The following is a 15,513-nucleotide window of genomic DNA, read 5'->3' on the forward strand; positions in this document are numbered from 1 at the left end:
GCGCGGGCCCGGGCAAGGATATCTCCCTCGCAGTCGTCATGGTCGTCGGACATCATGGCGCCGTGCAGAACCAGGATGACGAGGTCTACCGCGCCCGCCGCGGACAGGTCAGCCAGCAGTTCGTCGCGTAGCCGTTCATACACTGGGCCCGGCAGCGGGCCGGACGGCTGTGTCCAGGCACACAGACCGGCAATGATCTCGTGTCCACGCGCCCTTCCCGCCTCTATGGCGTCGCCATAGGCGGGAAAGGCCATGGCCTGGGCCAGGGTCGCTGGATCCCCTGCCCTGTGCAACAGATCGGCTTCGAAGGCCCTGAGGCTGGTCGGCAGCGGGGAAAAGCTGTTGGTCTCATGGGACAAGGACCCCACGAACACCCGGAGTGGATGACGGATCATGCGCCGCGCCGGAAGCAAGAGCTGACCCGCGACGACAGGTCAGCCCCCTCTGGCACACGACGACAAAACAATTCCGGCCTGTGTGTCATGCGTCGGCCGGTCTCTGCGCCAGCTTGCCAGCCGTCTGTGCCAGCGGCCCACGCTCGAAGCGAAGACGCCGGGTGCGGCCAGCACTGAAGGCGAAGCCCGCGCCGTCGGGATCAAACTCCAGAAACCCGCCCAGGCCGAAATGCGCCATATCGAGGGACACCACCCGCCAAAGCGGCCCGCCCACATGATCCAGCCGGTAGCGGACGCTGTGCCAGCGGCCTTCGAAGGTGAGCAGCGCAGCGTCTTCCGCGACCTCCAGCAAGGCCGTCGTGCCGGTGGCGGCGGAAGAGTATACGCCTTCACGGTCGGTGATGTCGGGCTTGAGGCCCGGCTCCAGGCGCGTCAGCACCTCCCCCTGCCCCCACTGTCGATAGGTCAGCTGGTCCGGCTGACTTTCGCCGGCCGGAGCCTCGACCACGGCATCGAAAATCCGGTAGCTGGAGTGCAGTCGGCCTTCAGCGTCGCGCCGGGCTGGGATGGTGGCACCGCCCATGCCGATGAGTTGGCGACCTTCGTGTTCCAGAAGATGCAGGGTCGAGCCGGTCGCCTCAGCATAGTAGAGGCCGCTGACATTGGCCCCCGGCAGGTCATCCAGCGGTGGTCCGAGATCAGGGACGCAGGCGTCTATGATCCGGTCCGCCAGGCTCATTGCGTCCACGCCGGCCCGGTTGGCGATGACGATGATGTCCAGGCCGGCTTCCACGGCCTTGATCATCTGGCAGCCGCCCCCCATCACCGTGCCGCCGTGCTCGATGGTGGTCTGGCCGCGGTAGCCGCCAACGGACAGGCCCAGGGCATATCGCGTCGAATAGCCGTTCTCGAGGACATAAGGGGTCTTCATGGCCGCCCAGGTTTCGGGCGTTCCGACCACAGGATGGTCCATGTGGGCCATCCAGCGCAGCATGTCGTCGACGGTGGAAACCATGCCGCCCTCGCCGCTGACCTCCATCCCCAGATAGTCCCGGGTGAAGCTGCCATCCCTTCCCAGCATGTGCAGGGTCGCGCTGTTGGGTACGAAGTCGCTGTCGACCCGACGCAGCAGGGTGTCGTGCATGCCGACAGGCTGGAAGATCCGCTCGCGCAGCACATCCTCGAGCCGCTGTCCCGTCAGCCGCTCGATCGCGACGCTCAGCGCCGTGTATCCTCCGTTGTTATACGACCAGGATGTCCCCGGCGCGAAGTTCACGGTGTCCTGGGCTGCAAACAGATCCAGCGTGTCCGGATGCGACATGAAATGCCCCAGCCCGTTAAGCTGCATGGAGAGGTCCAGCGAACAGCGCAGGCCGCTGGTATGGCTCATCAGCTGGCGCATGGTCACACCGTCGGCGACGGCGGGCGACATCTCCGGAATGTGTCTACGCACGGGATCGTCGAGTGACGCCAGACCGTCCTCGACCAGCAGCATATAGGCCAGGGCTGCGAAATGTTTGGTCGTCGAACCGATCCGCATGCGAATGCCGGGCGACAGCGTCTGGCCCAGCTCGATGTTCGCCAGCCCGAAAGCCCTGCGATAGATGGGCCGCCCACCGATCGCGATCCCGACCGCGACCCCAGGCGCATGGCAGGAATCATACGCGGCGAAGAGCGCGTCTATCCTGGCGGCATCGACCGATGGGGTGGCAGCAGTGTCAGGCATCAGGACATTCCAGGGGACTAGAAGCGCTTGGTGACGGTCAGGCCGACGGTCCGGGGCCGCAGGGGTGTAATCTGGATCGGCCCGCCTGCGACGGAGAAGCTGGTCTGGGCGGACAGCTCGCCAAAGGTGTCGAAGAGATTGCGCACATAGAGCTGCGCCCTGAAACCGCTGAAGTCGATACCGGCGCGCAGATCGACGGTCGTATAGTCCGGCAGGGTATGCTGAGGGGTACCGGCGCTCATGTCGAAGCTGGATACGCGGTCATCCACATAGCGCACGGTACCTCCCAGGTCGGCATCGTAGCCACCCAGGGTGAACCCATAATCCGCCGAGACAGCAAGCGTAAGGTCGGGGCTGTCCGGCAGGCTGTCCCCCTTGAGACCGCCAAGATCCGGCGAATCGGCGTCGAGCTGGGCGTCCAGCAGGCTGACAGCCGCGACCAGCGACAGGGCGGCGGTGGGTCTCGTGGTGATGGTGAGCTCCGCCCCCTTGATGGCTGCGGAACTGGCATTGGCCACGACGCCCACACCATTGCGCAGCGCCACGATCTGCAGATCCTGCCAGTCGATATAGTAGACGCCGGCGTCAATGCTGAAGCGGCCGTCGGCGGTGCTGGCCTTGTAGCCCGCCTCGTAGCTGTCCAGGCTGTCGGCTGCGAACGTCGGAGGGGCGAGCGGATCTCCCGTCACCGGGTCGTTGAGCACCATATTGGGCCCGCCGGGACGATAGCCGGTGGCATAGCGCAGATAAGCAATGGACCGGTCCGTCAGACGATAGCGCGCATTGGCCAGATAGGTCGTGACGGTCTCGTCGGAACTGCGCTTCGGGGCGGGCCCACCCAGCAAGCCCGAGGCGTTCTGTTCATAGGTCTGGTCATTGGTCGCGTACCGCAGCCCCCCGGACAGGTCGAGACGGTCGGTCACATGCCATGTCACCGTTCCGAACGCGGCCACTTCCTCATAGAGACTTGGAAGCTCCGCCGTGAGCAGGTTCAGAGGAAAGGGAGCCCCGGTGGGATCCGTCGCGGGCAGGGTCTGCAGCTGGAAACTGTCTTCGCGGGTGTAGAAGCCTCCGACGATCCAGTCGAACGCACCGACGCTGCCCGCCAGTCTGGCTTCCTGAGTGAATTTCTCGGTTTCAACGGCCTTGACCAGAAGCGTTGACCCGAGCGACAGGCCGAACCCGCCCAGCAAAGGCACATAGAGGGCCGAGACATCGGTGACGTAATCGGCATCGCTGGTTTGGTAGCTGGTGACCGAGGTGAGTTGCATGGGTCCGAAATCGTAATCGACCACGGCGCTGGCCAGCCGGAACGACTGGTCGAAAGGTTCGGCAAAGCGCCGCTGGTCGTACTCGCCATCGACAGGTTCGTTTGTCGCACCGACGAAGTCGACCGAGCCAGAGCCATCGCGCCTGATTTCCTGAGCAAAACCCGTCAGGCGGATCGACAGGGCATCCGTAGGATTGAACACGACATCGGCACGTCCGCCGTAGACATCCGACTGGTTGACGTCCTCCTCGCCGGTCTGTCGGTTGTCCACAAAGCCGCCGTCGCGGGTATAGAAGCCGTTCAGCCTTAGGGCTGCCCTATCGCCAGCAAACGGCGTGTTCACGGCACCGGCGAGGTCATAGCCAATGCCGCCATGCGCCGTTGTCGAGACCCCTCCCCGCAGCCCGCCGCTGAAACGGCTCGGATCAGGCCGTTGGGTGACGTATTTCAGCAGTCCGCCCATCGTGCTGGCACCGTAGAGGGTACCTTGCGGACCGCGCAGGACCTCCACCCGGTCCAGGTCGAACAGTCCGACATCCAGCGCCAGTTGGGCGGCACCGGCGAAAGAGGTGCTGGAACCGTAGGGCACTTCGTCGACATAAATGCCCACCGTGGACCCGACGTTCAGGCCGGTCGTCACGCCCCGCAGGTTGATTTGGCCCTGCCCTACGCCATTGGTGGTGAAGGACAGGCCAGGCACGGTGGCTGCGAAATCCGCCAGCTGGGTTGCGCCGGTCGCTTGCAGGGCCTCTCCCGTCAGGACCGACAGGGACAGGGGAGTTTCGCTGGCCCGCTCCTCCCGTTTCTGCGCCGTGACGATGATGTCTCCCAGAACCGAGACGTCGTCTGGCGGTGGCGCGCTCTGGGCAAGTGCCGGCGCGGCGCACAGCGCCGTCGAGGCCATGAGGGTCGCAAGGCCGATACGCGTGCGATGGATACGACAGGCATTCGTCATGGTGGATCCCCTCGAATATGTCAGACCACAATCAATCACGTCATTTTTCTGTCAAGAGAAAAAGTCTCTTGCTATAGACGATATTGCTGGTTCAGGATTTGCGAACCTGGACGCGCTTGCCGGCTCTGCCGCAAGCCTGTCTTCTTCTGGGGTACCGGGGCGCAATGGAATACGACTTCATCGTTGTGGGCGCAGGTATGGCCGGTGCTTCGGTCGCCTATGAGCTAGCCAACACCGCGCGAGTCTGCCTGATCGAACGCGAGCCCTTGCCGGGCCATCATGCCACTGGCCGCTCGGCCGCCCTGTTCGCTCCCAGTTATGGAGGGCGTGCCGTCCGTGCCCTGACAAGGGCCAGCCGGAACTTCTTCTCGGCACCCCCCGGAGGGTTTGCACAAGGCCGCCTGCTCACGCCGCGCGGTGCCCTGTACATCGCGCGTACCGATCAATTGAATCTTCTTGATGCGATGATAGGCGACATTCGCCGTTCTGGTGGCACGATCGAAAGGGTCGATGTCACCAGCATCCTGCAGTCCATTCCTCTCCTCAAGCCGGACTATGTGGCCGCAGCGGCACTCGATCAGGATGCCCAGGACATAGACGTCGATGCCCTGCACCAGGGCCTTCTTCGTGGTGCCCGGGCGCGCGGTGCCAGCCTCCTGACCGATGTCGGCGACCCCACGATCCAGCGGACGGGCGGCATGTGGATGGTCGACCTGGGCGCACAGGCCATTGCCGCCCCCGTACTTGTCAATGCCGCCGGAGCGTGGGGAGACCTGGTCGGGACCAGTGTGGGTGCGCAGGCCCTCGGCCTTCAGCCGCTGCGTCGCACCGCTGTCCTCGTCGATCCTCCGACCGGAACCGACATCGCCGCCTGGCCCGCCGTGATCGATGTCGAGGAACAGTTCTACTTCAAGCCGGATGCGGGCAAACTCCTGATATCACCGGCTGACGAGACGCTCGTCGAGGCCTGCGATGTCCAGCCCGAAGAACTCGACATCGCCATAGGCGTGGACCGGGTGCAGTCGGCGCTGGCGCTCGAGGTTGAGCGCGTCAATCACAGCTGGGCAGGCCTGCGCACCTTTGCGCCGGATCGTGAACCCGTCATTGGCTTCGATCCCGAGATCAGCGGCCTGTTCTGGTCGGTTGGACAGGGCGGTTACGGAATCCAGACCGCCCCGGCGTGGGCGCGCCTGGCCGCAGCCCTGGCGTGCGGGGGCGAGGTTCCAGCCGATATCGCCGCCGAAGGTGTCAGCGCCGCTGATCTGTCCCCCGGCCGCTTTCGCGACACGGCCAAAATGAGAAAGGTTGCCCTTTGAAAATCCACGGCAAACCCCTGATCGGCCCGGGCGGAGCGACGATCCCCCTTTCACCCGCACTCGAGACCGGCGGGCTCGTTTTTGTGTCAGGACAGCTGGCACTGGTCGGTGGCCGGGTCGAGGGAGACATCACGACCCAGACCGAAGTCACCTTCGACGCGATCCAGTCTATTCTGGAAGAGGCCGGCCTGGGGCTCGACCATGTGATCAAGACGACGGTCTGGCTGACGGATCCTGCAGACTTCGCCGCCTTCAACGCCGTCTATGCGCAACGCCTTCCGGCCCCCTTCCCCGCCCGCTCGTGCGTGATTTCTCAGCTCGTGCTACCGGATGCTCGCGTGGAGATCGAGGTCGTCGCCAGTCGGGAGCCTCGACGCGCATGACCCGGCTCGGGGCCGGAAGGGCAGGACATGATGGCGAACGAAAGCGGTACCCTGGGAAGCCTCATCAGGATCGTCCGGCAACGCAACGGCTGGACCCTGCGCGAGATGAGCGCGGTCGTCGGCATACCCCTGTCGACCCTGGCCAAGGTCGAGACAGACAAGCTGTCTCTGACCTACGACAAGCTGCAACAGTTTACCGCCAGGCTGGGCCTGACCATGACCGAGTTCCTGGCCCAGGGCGAGCCTGCGGGCGAGACGGCGTCAGCTTCACAGGTCATGGGCCGGCGAAGCCTGACCACGACGGGCAACTCCGTCCACATCGCGACGCCGAACTACGACTACGAATATCTCTGCGCCGATCTTCGCCAGAAGCGGATGGTCCCCATCATGACCCGCGTCCGAACCGGGGACATCGGCACCTTCGGCGACGCGGTCCGGCACAAGGGCGAGGAGTTCGTCTTCGTTCTGGAAGGCGCGATCGAGGTCCATCTGGAGTTCTACACCCCCGTCGTCCTTCAGGCCGGACAGGGCATCTATCTCGATAGCTCCATGAGCCACGCCTACGTCTGCAAGGACTGCGACAGCGCCCTGATCCTTGGGGTGTGCTCCAGCGAGGATCCCGATCTCGCCGGCGAACTGATCAGCCTTGCAGAGGAGGAAGCCAGGCAGGCGACCGAGACCTCATAACCCGAAAAGGGGGCATCTTGACCACCGCCATCCATCCTGACGTCCCCCTGCCAGACCCCATCGAAGCCCCCGCCTCATTCTCGGCCGGGTTCGCCGTGGCCGTCCTGGTCGGACTTGCCGCCCAGCTGATCTGGCGCAGAGAGAGCAGGTTCCGCCGCACGGGGACCGAGGTCCTGTCGGTCAGCCCAGCCGTCGCCGCTCCCGTTGGCGAGGCCCAGGCATGACCGATGCGGCTTCGCAGTCCGTATTTGGCGGGCTGTCACCCCATGAACCGGACGGACTTCTGGCCCTGATTGGAGCCTGCCGGGCCGACGCCCGGCCGCACAAGCTGGATCTCGGCGTCGGCGTCTATCGTGACCAGAACGGGCGAACCCCCGTCTTCGGTGCCGTCAAGGCGGCGGAGAGGCACCTTCTAGAGATGCAGGACACCAAGTCCTACCTCGGTCCCCAGGGAGATGTCGGGTTTCTGGATGCCCTGGGGCCGATCATCTTCGGCTCCCGGGGAACGGCGGGAGTGTTCGGTGCCCAGACCCCGGGAGGCACAGGCGCCCTGCGCCTGGCTGCGGATCTTCTGGCCTCGGGCCGGCCGGGTGCACGGGTGTTCATCGGCGATCCGACCTGGCCGAACCATCCGCAGATCTTCCAGGCCGCCGGGCTCCGCCTGGAGCGATACGGCTGTTTCGACGCCACCACACAGACCGCAGATTTCGATGCGACGATGGCGGCGCTCGAGACCGCCCGCCCCGGCGATGCGGTTCTGCTGCAGGCTTGCTGCCACAATCCCACCGGGGCCGACCCCAGCCTTGATCAGTGGAATATTCTGGCCGGGCTTATCGAGAGGCGCGGCCTGATCCCCCTTATCGACCTGGCCTACCAGGGTCTGGGCCAGGGGCTCGAGCCGGACGCCGCCGGCATGCGGGTTGTCCTCGAGGCGGCCCCGGAAGCCCTGGTGGCCTACTCCTGCGACAAGAATTTTGGACTTTACCGGGAGCGGACCGGCGCCCTGTTCGTCCTCGCGCGCGATCCCCGTCATCTGGCGAACGCGGCCTCCAACGTCCTTGCCCTGGCAGGAGCGAGCTGGGCCATGCCCCCGGATCACGGGGCAGCTGTCGTCCGCGTCATTCTCCACGATGCAGCCTTGAGCGCCCAATGGGAGGCCGAGCTTGAGACGATGCGCCAGCGTCTGGCTGGCATGCGGAAGGCCCTGGCGAGCCAGGCGACCAGCCTCGCCGCGCTCGACGGTCATCACGGCATGTTCGTTTCGCTGCCTCTGACTCCGGGTCAGGTGGCACGCCTGCGCGAGACCCATGCGATCTACTGCGCGCCCTCCGGACGCATCAACCTTGCGGGCCTCACACCAGAGACCCTGGCCAGTTTCACCCATGCCTATGAGGCTGTTCGACAGGCGAGCTCTGTCGGCACAGACGTTCATGACCGGTGACCACAGCCCGCTCTTCTGACCCTCAAAGCTACTTCAGGGTTCAGGGCGCTTCGAACTCAAATCGCTCAACCAGCGCCCAAGGTCCTCCCAGATAACGCCAGAGCATCAGGCCTTCAGCGAAGATCTGAAACGGCTCGAACTCGAGCTGCAGCGTCTCGAGCAGCAGGCGAGCCTCGTCGGGTTCTACCTTGTTCTGGACGGTGATGTGCGGTCGGTACGGTGAGCTGTCCTGGCGCGTCAGCCACGGTGAAAAGGATTCGGCCAGCTCTTTGCGCAACCCTTCCAAGTCGGACGATGCAAGCTTGTAGGCCACCCCGCGACCGAGGGACCATGGGCCTCGAACGTCCAGCGGAAAGGCAGATCGCCTTTGGCAGGCCGCCTTGAGAGTCCGGGCTACCTCACGCTCATGTTCGCCGGGTAGAGCGTGAAAGAGGGTCAGGTGGGCGGGCACCTTGTTGCGAAGACGCGGGAAGTGCGACTGGCGCAAGTCCTCAAACCAGGCGAACGCCCCGTCATCCAGGGCCGCAGTAACGATGAGTGGCGGCAGGTCAGACATTCAACATCGGTTCTGCGAGTTGGGGGAGCGGCGGGCGCAGCAAAGATCGGGTGACGACCTACCGGGTGCCTCGGCAACTGGCAGGTCTCGCCCGAGCCTCAGTTGAGGGTTGGATCAATGAGAAACTTCTCTCCGGTCGCCTTGCGCTCGTAGGCCTTCACCACCGCCGGATCGAGCGCTTCGGCCAGTCCGATCGTGCGCGTGTAGTGCGTGGCAAACGTGGAGGTCAGCTCGTCGAACACCCGCTTTCTGAGTCGGGCGACGGTCTCTGGACCGGCTTTCTGCAGGAAGGGCGTCAGAAGCCAGCCCGCTACGCTCCATTGGAAGCCGAACGACAGACGGTCCAGGGTCGTGGAAGAAAGATCGAGAGCTCCATAAATATAAAGCTGCTTGAAGGTGGCGGACCCGTAGGGGCTGTAATCAGTCATTCTCTGGGCGGCCGACCTTTCCATGGCCCGCATGATGTCACTTCCCAGCGATCCGCCTCCGATGGCGTCGAACGCCACCGTCGCGCCGGTCTCGGTGATCGCGTCGATCAATTTGTGGCGGAAGTCGTCATCGCGGCTGTTCAGCACGTGGGTCGCGCCAATATCCCGCATAAGTGCAACCTGTTCCTCCGACCGCACCACATTGACCAGCCCCATACCGTCGCTCGTGCAGATCCGCTGCAGCATCTGACCGAGGCTGGATGCCGCTGCGGTGTGGACGATCGCCGAATGACCCTCTGCGCGTGCGGTCTCTACGAACCCCAGCGCCGTCATCGGGTTGACGGTCAGTGCCGCGCCCTGTGCGGGTGTGACCCCGTCTGGCAGCGCCAGAGTGTCGCGTGTTCTGATCTTGCGCAGGTCAGCATACATGCCGCCGCCGATCAGTCCCACCCGGCGACCGAGCCAGTCCTGACTGTCAGAGCCTGCTGCCACAACGGTCCCCGCGCCCTCATTGCCCACAGCCAACGATTTTCCGATGCGGACCGCGAGCCCCGCTCGACGCGGCTCTGGAATATCGAACACCAGTTCCGGGCCGTCGGACTTATCCGCGACGCGCATTGAGCTGACATCGGCCGGTCCGAGCAACAACCCCAGATCGCTGGGATTGATCGGAGCAGCCTCCACCCTGACTACAATTTCGTCCGGCCCGAGATCGCCAATGACCAGCGGCTCCAGCGAAAGCTTCAGAGTGCCGTCTTCCTGAACTGTCGATCGCAGGGCGCGTCCTGTCAGTGCCATCTGGTCTGTTCCTCTTTGTCGCCGGGATGATGATCGCGCTGATAATAGCGTGATGACGGCCGCGTGTCAGAGGCGTTCAACAACTGACGCGCCGGATCAGGCCTCTGCCGATCCTCACATCCTCGGCCTTCGCCTTGGTTCAGCGTGACGTCGTGCCACTTGATGGACCTACCTCGAGAAGGGGGCTGCGCCAGCGACTTTCAATCACCGTCACGGCTCTGCCGCGAATAAGAACTCTGGAGCCCGCAACTTCAGTTTCAATCCTGCCTCCCCGTTCCGGGTAGGCTTGGTAAAACGACAGCCGGGTCCGGCCCAATCGCTCAGCAAACAGAGGCGCCAGAACGCAGTGCGCGGATCCGGTAGCGGGATCCTCATCAATGCCGCACCCCGGCGCGAAGAAGCGGTCGATCACATCAACACCCGGCGTGTCAGACAAGGCACAGACGACCACCTGCCCCGCCTCTGCCGCATGGCCCGTCAGCCTGGAGACGGAATCGATATCCGGGGCCAGTCGCCTGACTGCAACTTCACTATCCAGGATCGCGACGAGATACCGCCCGGCCCAGATCTCGACCGGCTCGACCCCCAGCGCCTCGGCCAGACCTAGGTGAGTCTGCAGGCGTCGCGGTGGATCGGCCGGGAAATCCATCTCGTAGCCGCCCTCGTGACGCCGAACCGTCAGCGCGCCGTACCGGGTAGAAAACGTCACCTGTGCTGCATCCAAGGCCAGCTCGTGCAGCAGAACATGGGCTGCTGCCAGGGTCGCGTGCCCGCACAGATCCACCTCCATCGAGGGTGTGAACCAGCGGAGATCATAGTGCGATGGCTTGCCGGTCAGGCGCAGAAAGGCGGTCTCGGACTGATTGTTCTCGCGCGCAACGGCCTGGAGCGCGGCATCAGCCGGCCACGCCGCGAGAGGCTCGACGACGCAAGCCGGGTTGCCCAGAAAAACCTGATCGGCGAAGGCGTCGATGGTCCATTGTCGGGTCATGCCGAAGCTCTAGAGAGCGCGGCCGATAGCGTCGAGCGCCCGCAGCCTGCCGTCAGCGATTTTCGTCACAGCTATCTTCAAGGTCCACATATACATCGACAACCCATGCAGCTTTCTGGGCGCGATTGCGCTAGCTACGCCGCCCACCGACCAAAGAGAGCAGCATGACCCGTCAAACCCCGCAGACGGTAGGGATCGACTTTGGCACGACCAATACCGTGGTCGCCGTCACAGGCGCCGACGGCCACGCGCTCGTTCTCCGGTTTGATGCGCCGACCGGTGAACTGACCGCATTCCGCTCCACCTTGAGCTTTCAGGTCGAACCGGCCGTAGGCGCTGAACCACCTCGGCGGCTGGTGGAAGCTGGTCCCTGGGCCATTGATGCCTATGTCGAAGAAGCGCTGGAAACCCGGTTCATTCAGTCGTTCAAAACCTTCGCCGCGAGCGCTGCGTTTACCGAGACCGTCATCGACAATCGGCGCTACGCATTCGAGGACCTGCTTGCGGCCTTTCTGCTGAGGCTGCGCCTTCATGGCGGAGAGGCCATGGCGGACCTGCCCGCGCGCGTGATCGTCGGTCGACCGGTCACTTTCGCGGGTGGCGCACCCGATGAACAACTGGCGCTGAAACGCTACGAAGCCGCGTTCGCGCGTCTTGGCTTTAGGGACATTCGGTATGCGTATGAACCGGTAGGGGCCGCCTTCTTCTTTGCCCGAACGCTCAAGACCGACGCCAATGTGCTGGTCGCAGACTTCGGCGGCGGAACCAGCGACTTCTCGATCATCCGCTTCGAACAGTCCGACGAGGGTCTGCGTTCGAAAGCGCTCGCCCAGTCGGGGGTCGGCGTTGCCGGCGACGCGTTTGACTATCGCATCATCGACCATCTGGTTTCGCCTGAACTCGGCAAGGGCGGGCAGTACCACACGTTCGGAAAGACGCTGCCGATCCCCCAACGCTACTATGCTGCGTTCGCACGGTGGGACCAGCTCGCGCTGCTACGCGCCTCAAAGGACATGCGCGATATCCGCGCCCTGGCACGCACCGCGACCGAGCCTGAAAAGCTCGATCGCCTGATCGAGATCCTCGACGACAACCACGGCTACGCGCTTTACCAGTCGGTCTCTGCGCTCAAGATGGCGCTTTCGCATGACGACGAGGCGACCTTCCGGTTCAAGGCCGGCTCGGTTCTGATTGAGACCCCCGTGAAGCGGTCGGAGTTCGAACACTGGATTGCGCCCGAACTGGCAGCGATCGAAGTCGCGGTGGATGAAGCGATCGAGAAATCTGGATTGGCTACTGAGCAGATCGACAGGGTCTTTCTGACAGGCGGCACTTCGTTCGTACCTGCGGTCAGAAACATCTTTCACAAACGGTTCGGCACGGAGCGGATCGAGACCGGCGGTGAGTTTGAGTCTATTGCTAGCGGCTTGGCTTTGATAGGCCGCGAGAGCGATCTGGACGTCTGGAGCCAGTCAGGTTGACGCGATCGCCAAGGCTGCACGCGATACCGCAGACGATCAGCCGCCGCTAGACCCCGCGCCGCGCAGTCCTGAAAGCCTGCCGCCGCCGGCGGTCGATACGGCGACCCTAAGCCTTCAAGCCGGGCCGCCGTGTCGTCGTGGCCCGCTACTGGATCGGCTGGTCCTCGATGGGCAGCCCCAGAGCCTCCAGTTGCGGACGCACGACCGAGGCGTCGCCCACCACCACCCAGACAAACTGATCCGGCTTGATGATTTGGCGGGCCTCAGCATCCAGCTGAGCGGCTGTCAGAGCACGAGTACGGCTGGCCAGCGTGGCCTGGTAGTCGTCTGGACGACCGAACAGGGCATTGGACCGCAAGGCCCCCATGATCTGGGCCGAGGTTTCGAAACCACCCGCCAGCGAGCGGGTATTGCCGTTGATCGTCCGCTCCAGCTCCTGCGGCGTGACGCCGTCGGTTTTCAGGAAACGGTCGTACTGGGCAATCAGAGCGGCGATCGATTCGCCGGTGCGGTTGGCCTGAACAGGCGCATTGATGATGTAGGGTACACGCTGCTGGAACGGGTTGACACCACCGCGCACGCCGTAGGACCAGCCTTTCGTTTCACGCAGGTCGGCGTTGATGCGCGAGAGGAAGTCTCCGCCCAGCGTCACATTGGCGGCATTGAGCGCCAGCAGATCATCTGTGCCGGATGCAGGCAGCACAGCACCGCCATAGATCAGCGATTGCGGCGACTGCGGACGGTCGATGAGGACGATGCGACTGGTTGTAGCGGGAACGGTGGTGGAAAAGTCTTTGGTGCCTTTGGCCACAGAAGGGGCGCGCCAGTCGCCGAAGGCCGCTTCCAGCTGCGGCGTGACATCCGACAGGGGCAGGTCCGAAACGACGAAGATGGTCGCATTGTCCGGCCGGACCCAGGCATTGTGCTCGGCGACCAGATCGGCGCGGGTCAGAGCCGTCAGGGTCGCCTCATCACCCGATCCAGTGAACGATCGGCCATAGGGACTGTCCGCGCCATAGATCAGCGGCGGCAGGGCTCGGGCGGCGATGGCCCCGGGGTTGGTGCGTTCGCTGGCAAGGCCCGACAACCGCGAGGCACGAATACGCTCGACTTCTGACGGGGCGAAGGCCGGGTTACGCACGACATCCGACAGAAGGGTCAGCGACGGGGCCAGGTTGGCAGTCACGACCGACAGATCGGCAGAGGTCCGGTCCATGGACGCACCGACATTGATCGAGGCTCCCAGACGTTCTTCTTCCTGAGCCAGTTGGTTGGCATCGCGTGTTGTCGTGCCTTCATCCAGCAGGTCCAGCATCATGGCCTGGGCCCCCAGACGGTCGGCACGGTCGGCGGAATAGCCGGCGTCGAAATCGATGCCCACGCGCGTTACCGGCACAGTGTCTACCTGGGCGTAAACCACCTTCAGGCCATTCGACAGGGTTGTCCGTTCCACGGCCGGGAACTCCAGATCCGGCACCTGGCCGATCGACGGCATCGGATCACGGGCCACACGCTGGATTTCAGCGGCCGGTACCGGATCGGCACCCGACGGCGCGGCGGCAGCCTCCACATAGGCCTCGCGCTCTCCGGGGGCGATGGTCATGTCGAAGACGGGGCGGGTCAGCCAGCGCTGCATTGCAGCCGTCACCTCGGCCGGCGTCACCGAGGCGTATTCGGCCAGCTCCTTCTTGTAGTCGTCCGGATCCCCGGCATACAGCTGACCTTCGGCCAGAACATTGGCCTTGCCGTTGACCTGCTCCAGGCTCTGGATCCGGCCCGAGACATAGCGAGTGGCGACGCGAGCGACCTCTTCGTCGGTCGGACCATTGGCGATGAAATCGGCGATTATGGCATCCAGGCGGCGTCCGACCTCGGCGGCGTCCTGGCCCGGCTTCACGTCAACCGAGATGTCGAAGATGCCGACACGCTGGAAATCCGACAGAGACGACGACGCCGACACGGCCATCTGCTCGCCGCGCACCAGTTGATTGTCCAGGCGAGAGGAGGCCAGCCCGCCCAGCACCGAGGCGGCTACCGACAGCGGCACGGCATCATCACTCAGCATGCCGGGCACGGCCCAGCTGCGGGTCAGACGCGTATTGGCCACCCGGTCCTGCATGGTCGCCACGATCGGTGCGGCCAGGGTTGGGACATCGGCCTGGGCCGGCGTGTTTACGGGGCCCCGCGCGATCGTGCCGAAATAACGCTCCATCAGAGGACGCGCGGTCGCCTCGTCGATATCGCCCGACAGAACGACGACGGCATTGTTCGGTCCGTACTTGTCGCGGAACCAGTTGCGCACCGTCTCCAGGCTGGCGGCGTCCAGATCGGCCATTGAGCCGATGGTGGAGTGGCGGTAGGGGTGCCCCTCGGGGAACAGGGCTTCCAGTTGGGCATATTCGAACAGGCCGTAGGGCTGGTTGTCGCCTTGACGCTTCTCGTTCTGGACGACGCCGCGTTGCAGATCTAGCACCTCCTGCCCCACCTCGCCGAGCAGGTAGCCCATGCGGTCGCTTTCCAAGAACAGGGCCTGCTCCAGCGCGGGCGTCGGGACCGTCTGGAAATAGTTGGTGCGGTCAAACCAGGTGGTGCCATTCAGATTTGATGGGCCCAGGTTGCGCATCCGGCCCAGATAGCTGCCAGGCGCATTCTCGGATCCGCCGAACATCAGGTGTTCGAACAGGTGAGCAAAGCCGGTCGATCCAGCGGGTTCGTCCTTGGAACCAACGTTATACCAAACCGAAACCGCCACCACCGGGGCCTTGCGGTCCTCGTGCACGATCACAGTCAGACCGTTGTCCAGCGTGAAGCGCTTCCAGGGAATGTTCACCTCGGACACCAGTTCGGCGACCGGCGCGGCGCGGAGCTCTGCTGCCTGCGCGGCTGCGACGTTCTCCGACGGCACGGCCGGAGCCTGGGCAACAGCAACAGCCGGGGAAATGACGGCGAGAATGGCAGCAAGTGAGACGGCGCGAAGTCGCATGGAGACAGTCCTTCAGATCAGCGGTTGGCAGACCTTAGCGAGCCAAACGAAGGACGCAATCGCTTAGAATTTCCTGGCCGGACGATCACCAACAACCGTCCGT

The 15,513-nt window shown here is 64.2% G+C and carries 13 protein-coding genes (1 of these 13 running past the window's edge); 6 read left to right on the forward strand and 7 right to left on the reverse strand.

The genetic code is table 11. From position 1 onward, the window contains the following. From AC4PRM_RS06225 to AC4PRM_RS06235, 3 genes are all read right to left on the reverse strand, one after another. On the reverse strand, positions 1-395 hold the 5' end (the start) of the coding sequence (locus AC4PRM_RS06225) for a M81 family metallopeptidase (protein ID WP_492039202.1). Its footprint begins 1,069 nt before the window's first position; 395 of the gene's 1,464 nt are visible here — the first part of the coding sequence; the start codon lies at positions 393-395; the stop codon falls past the left edge of the window. Between the two features lie 85 nt (positions 396-480). Next, positions 481-2,121, reverse strand: a complete 1,641-nt coding sequence (locus AC4PRM_RS06230; RefSeq protein WP_492039203.1) for a serine hydrolase domain-containing protein — start codon at positions 2,119-2,121, stop codon at positions 481-483. 17 nt (positions 2,122-2,138) lie between these two features. Then, positions 2,139-4,346 (reverse strand): TonB-dependent receptor, encoded by a 2,208-nt coding sequence (locus tag AC4PRM_RS06235; protein WP_492039204.1) that lies wholly within the window; start codon positions 4,344-4,346, stop codon positions 2,139-2,141. A gap of 164 nt (positions 4,347-4,510) precedes the next feature. Between AC4PRM_RS06235 and AC4PRM_RS06240 the strand changes: the two genes are divergently transcribed. From AC4PRM_RS06240 to AC4PRM_RS06260, 5 genes are read left to right on the forward strand one after another with little or no spacing between them, the layout of a single operon-like run. After that, a complete protein-coding gene (locus AC4PRM_RS06240; protein WP_492039205.1) occupies positions 4,511-5,662 on the forward strand; it encodes an NAD(P)/FAD-dependent oxidoreductase in 1,152 nt (383 codons plus the stop codon). Further along, positions 5,659-6,045, forward strand: coding sequence for a RidA family protein (locus AC4PRM_RS06245; protein WP_492039206.1), 387 nt, complete (start codon positions 5,659-5,661; stop codon positions 6,043-6,045). The genes AC4PRM_RS06240 and AC4PRM_RS06245 overlap by 4 nt, the downstream gene beginning before the upstream one ends. 27 nt (positions 6,046-6,072) lie before the next feature. Further along, positions 6,073-6,732, forward strand: a complete 660-nt coding sequence (locus AC4PRM_RS06250; protein ID WP_492039207.1) for a helix-turn-helix domain-containing protein — start codon at positions 6,073-6,075, stop codon at positions 6,730-6,732. A 17-nt stretch (positions 6,733-6,749) separates the two neighbouring features. Further along, positions 6,750-6,956, forward strand: a complete 207-nt coding sequence (locus AC4PRM_RS06255) for a hypothetical protein (protein ID WP_492039208.1) — start codon at positions 6,750-6,752, stop codon at positions 6,954-6,956. After that, the gene (locus AC4PRM_RS06260) at positions 6,953-8,173 is read left to right on the forward strand and encodes an aromatic amino acid transaminase (RefSeq protein WP_492039209.1); all 1,221 of its coding nucleotides are present in this window, start codon (positions 6,953-6,955) and stop codon (positions 8,171-8,173) included. The genes AC4PRM_RS06255 and AC4PRM_RS06260 overlap by 4 nt, the downstream gene beginning before the upstream one ends. 40 nt (positions 8,174-8,213) lie before the next feature. Here AC4PRM_RS06260 and AC4PRM_RS06265 read toward each other — a convergent pair whose 3' ends face one another. From AC4PRM_RS06265 to AC4PRM_RS06275, 3 genes are all read right to left on the reverse strand, one after another. Further along, positions 8,214-8,729: a 2'-5' RNA ligase family protein gene (locus AC4PRM_RS06265; protein ID WP_373258935.1), complete on the reverse strand. Its 516-nt coding sequence runs from the start codon at positions 8,727-8,729 to the stop codon at positions 8,214-8,216. 98 nt (positions 8,730-8,827) lie between these two features. Beyond that, positions 8,828-9,955 (reverse strand): zinc-binding dehydrogenase, encoded by a 1,128-nt coding sequence (locus AC4PRM_RS06270; RefSeq protein WP_492039210.1) that lies wholly within the window; start codon positions 9,953-9,955, stop codon positions 8,828-8,830. Positions 9,956-10,094: 139 nt separating this feature from the next. Beyond that, positions 10,095-10,946, reverse strand: a complete 852-nt coding sequence (locus AC4PRM_RS06275) for a PhzF family phenazine biosynthesis protein (protein WP_492039211.1) — start codon at positions 10,944-10,946, stop codon at positions 10,095-10,097. 164 nt (positions 10,947-11,110) lie between these two features. On the opposite strand from AC4PRM_RS06275, the gene AC4PRM_RS06280 reads away from it, so the two are divergent. Further along, complete coding sequence (locus AC4PRM_RS06280) at positions 11,111-12,427, forward strand: Hsp70 family protein (protein ID WP_492039212.1); 1,317 nt, start codon at positions 11,111-11,113, stop codon at positions 12,425-12,427. Between the two features lie 145 nt (positions 12,428-12,572). On the opposite strand, the gene AC4PRM_RS06285 is transcribed toward AC4PRM_RS06280, so the two are convergent. After that, positions 12,573-15,410 (reverse strand): M16 family metallopeptidase, encoded by a 2,838-nt coding sequence (locus AC4PRM_RS06285; RefSeq protein WP_492039213.1) that lies wholly within the window; start codon positions 15,408-15,410, stop codon positions 12,573-12,575. Positions 15,411-15,513: the final 103 nt, after the last annotated feature.

This window comes from Brevundimonas sp. DW-iso22, assembly GCF_058725425.1.

What these genes read in the sequence shown, in the direction of transcription:
- AC4PRM_RS06230 (WP_492039203.1), bottom strand. Translation starts at nt 2,121, where the DNA reads ATGCCTGACACTGCTGCCACCCCATCGGTCGATGCCGCCAGGATAGAC.
- AC4PRM_RS06235 (WP_492039204.1), bottom strand. Translation starts at nt 4,346, where the DNA reads ATGACGAATGCCTGTCGTATCCATCGCACGCGTATCGGCCTTGCGACC.
- AC4PRM_RS06240 (WP_492039205.1), top strand. Translation starts at nt 4,511, where the DNA reads ATGGAATACGACTTCATCGTTGTGGGCGCAGGTATGGCCGGTGCTTCG.
- AC4PRM_RS06250 (WP_492039207.1), top strand. Translation starts at nt 6,073, where the DNA reads ATGATGGCGAACGAAAGCGGTACCCTGGGAAGCCTCATCAGGATCGTC.
- AC4PRM_RS06260 (WP_492039209.1), top strand. Translation starts at nt 6,953, where the DNA reads ATGACCGATGCGGCTTCGCAGTCCGTATTTGGCGGGCTGTCACCCCAT.
- AC4PRM_RS06265 (WP_373258935.1), bottom strand. Translation starts at nt 8,729, where the DNA reads ATGTCTGACCTGCCGCCACTCATCGTTACTGCGGCCCTGGATGACGGG.
- AC4PRM_RS06270 (WP_492039210.1), bottom strand. Translation starts at nt 9,955, where the DNA reads ATGGCACTGACAGGACGCGCCCTGCGATCGACAGTTCAGGAAGACGGC.
- AC4PRM_RS06275 (WP_492039211.1), bottom strand. Translation starts at nt 10,946, where the DNA reads ATGACCCGACAATGGACCATCGACGCCTTCGCCGATCAGGTTTTTCTG.
- AC4PRM_RS06280 (WP_492039212.1), top strand. Translation starts at nt 11,111, where the DNA reads ATGACCCGTCAAACCCCGCAGACGGTAGGGATCGACTTTGGCACGACC.
- AC4PRM_RS06285 (WP_492039213.1), bottom strand. Translation starts at nt 15,410, where the DNA reads ATGCGACTTCGCGCCGTCTCACTTGCTGCCATTCTCGCCGTCATTTCC.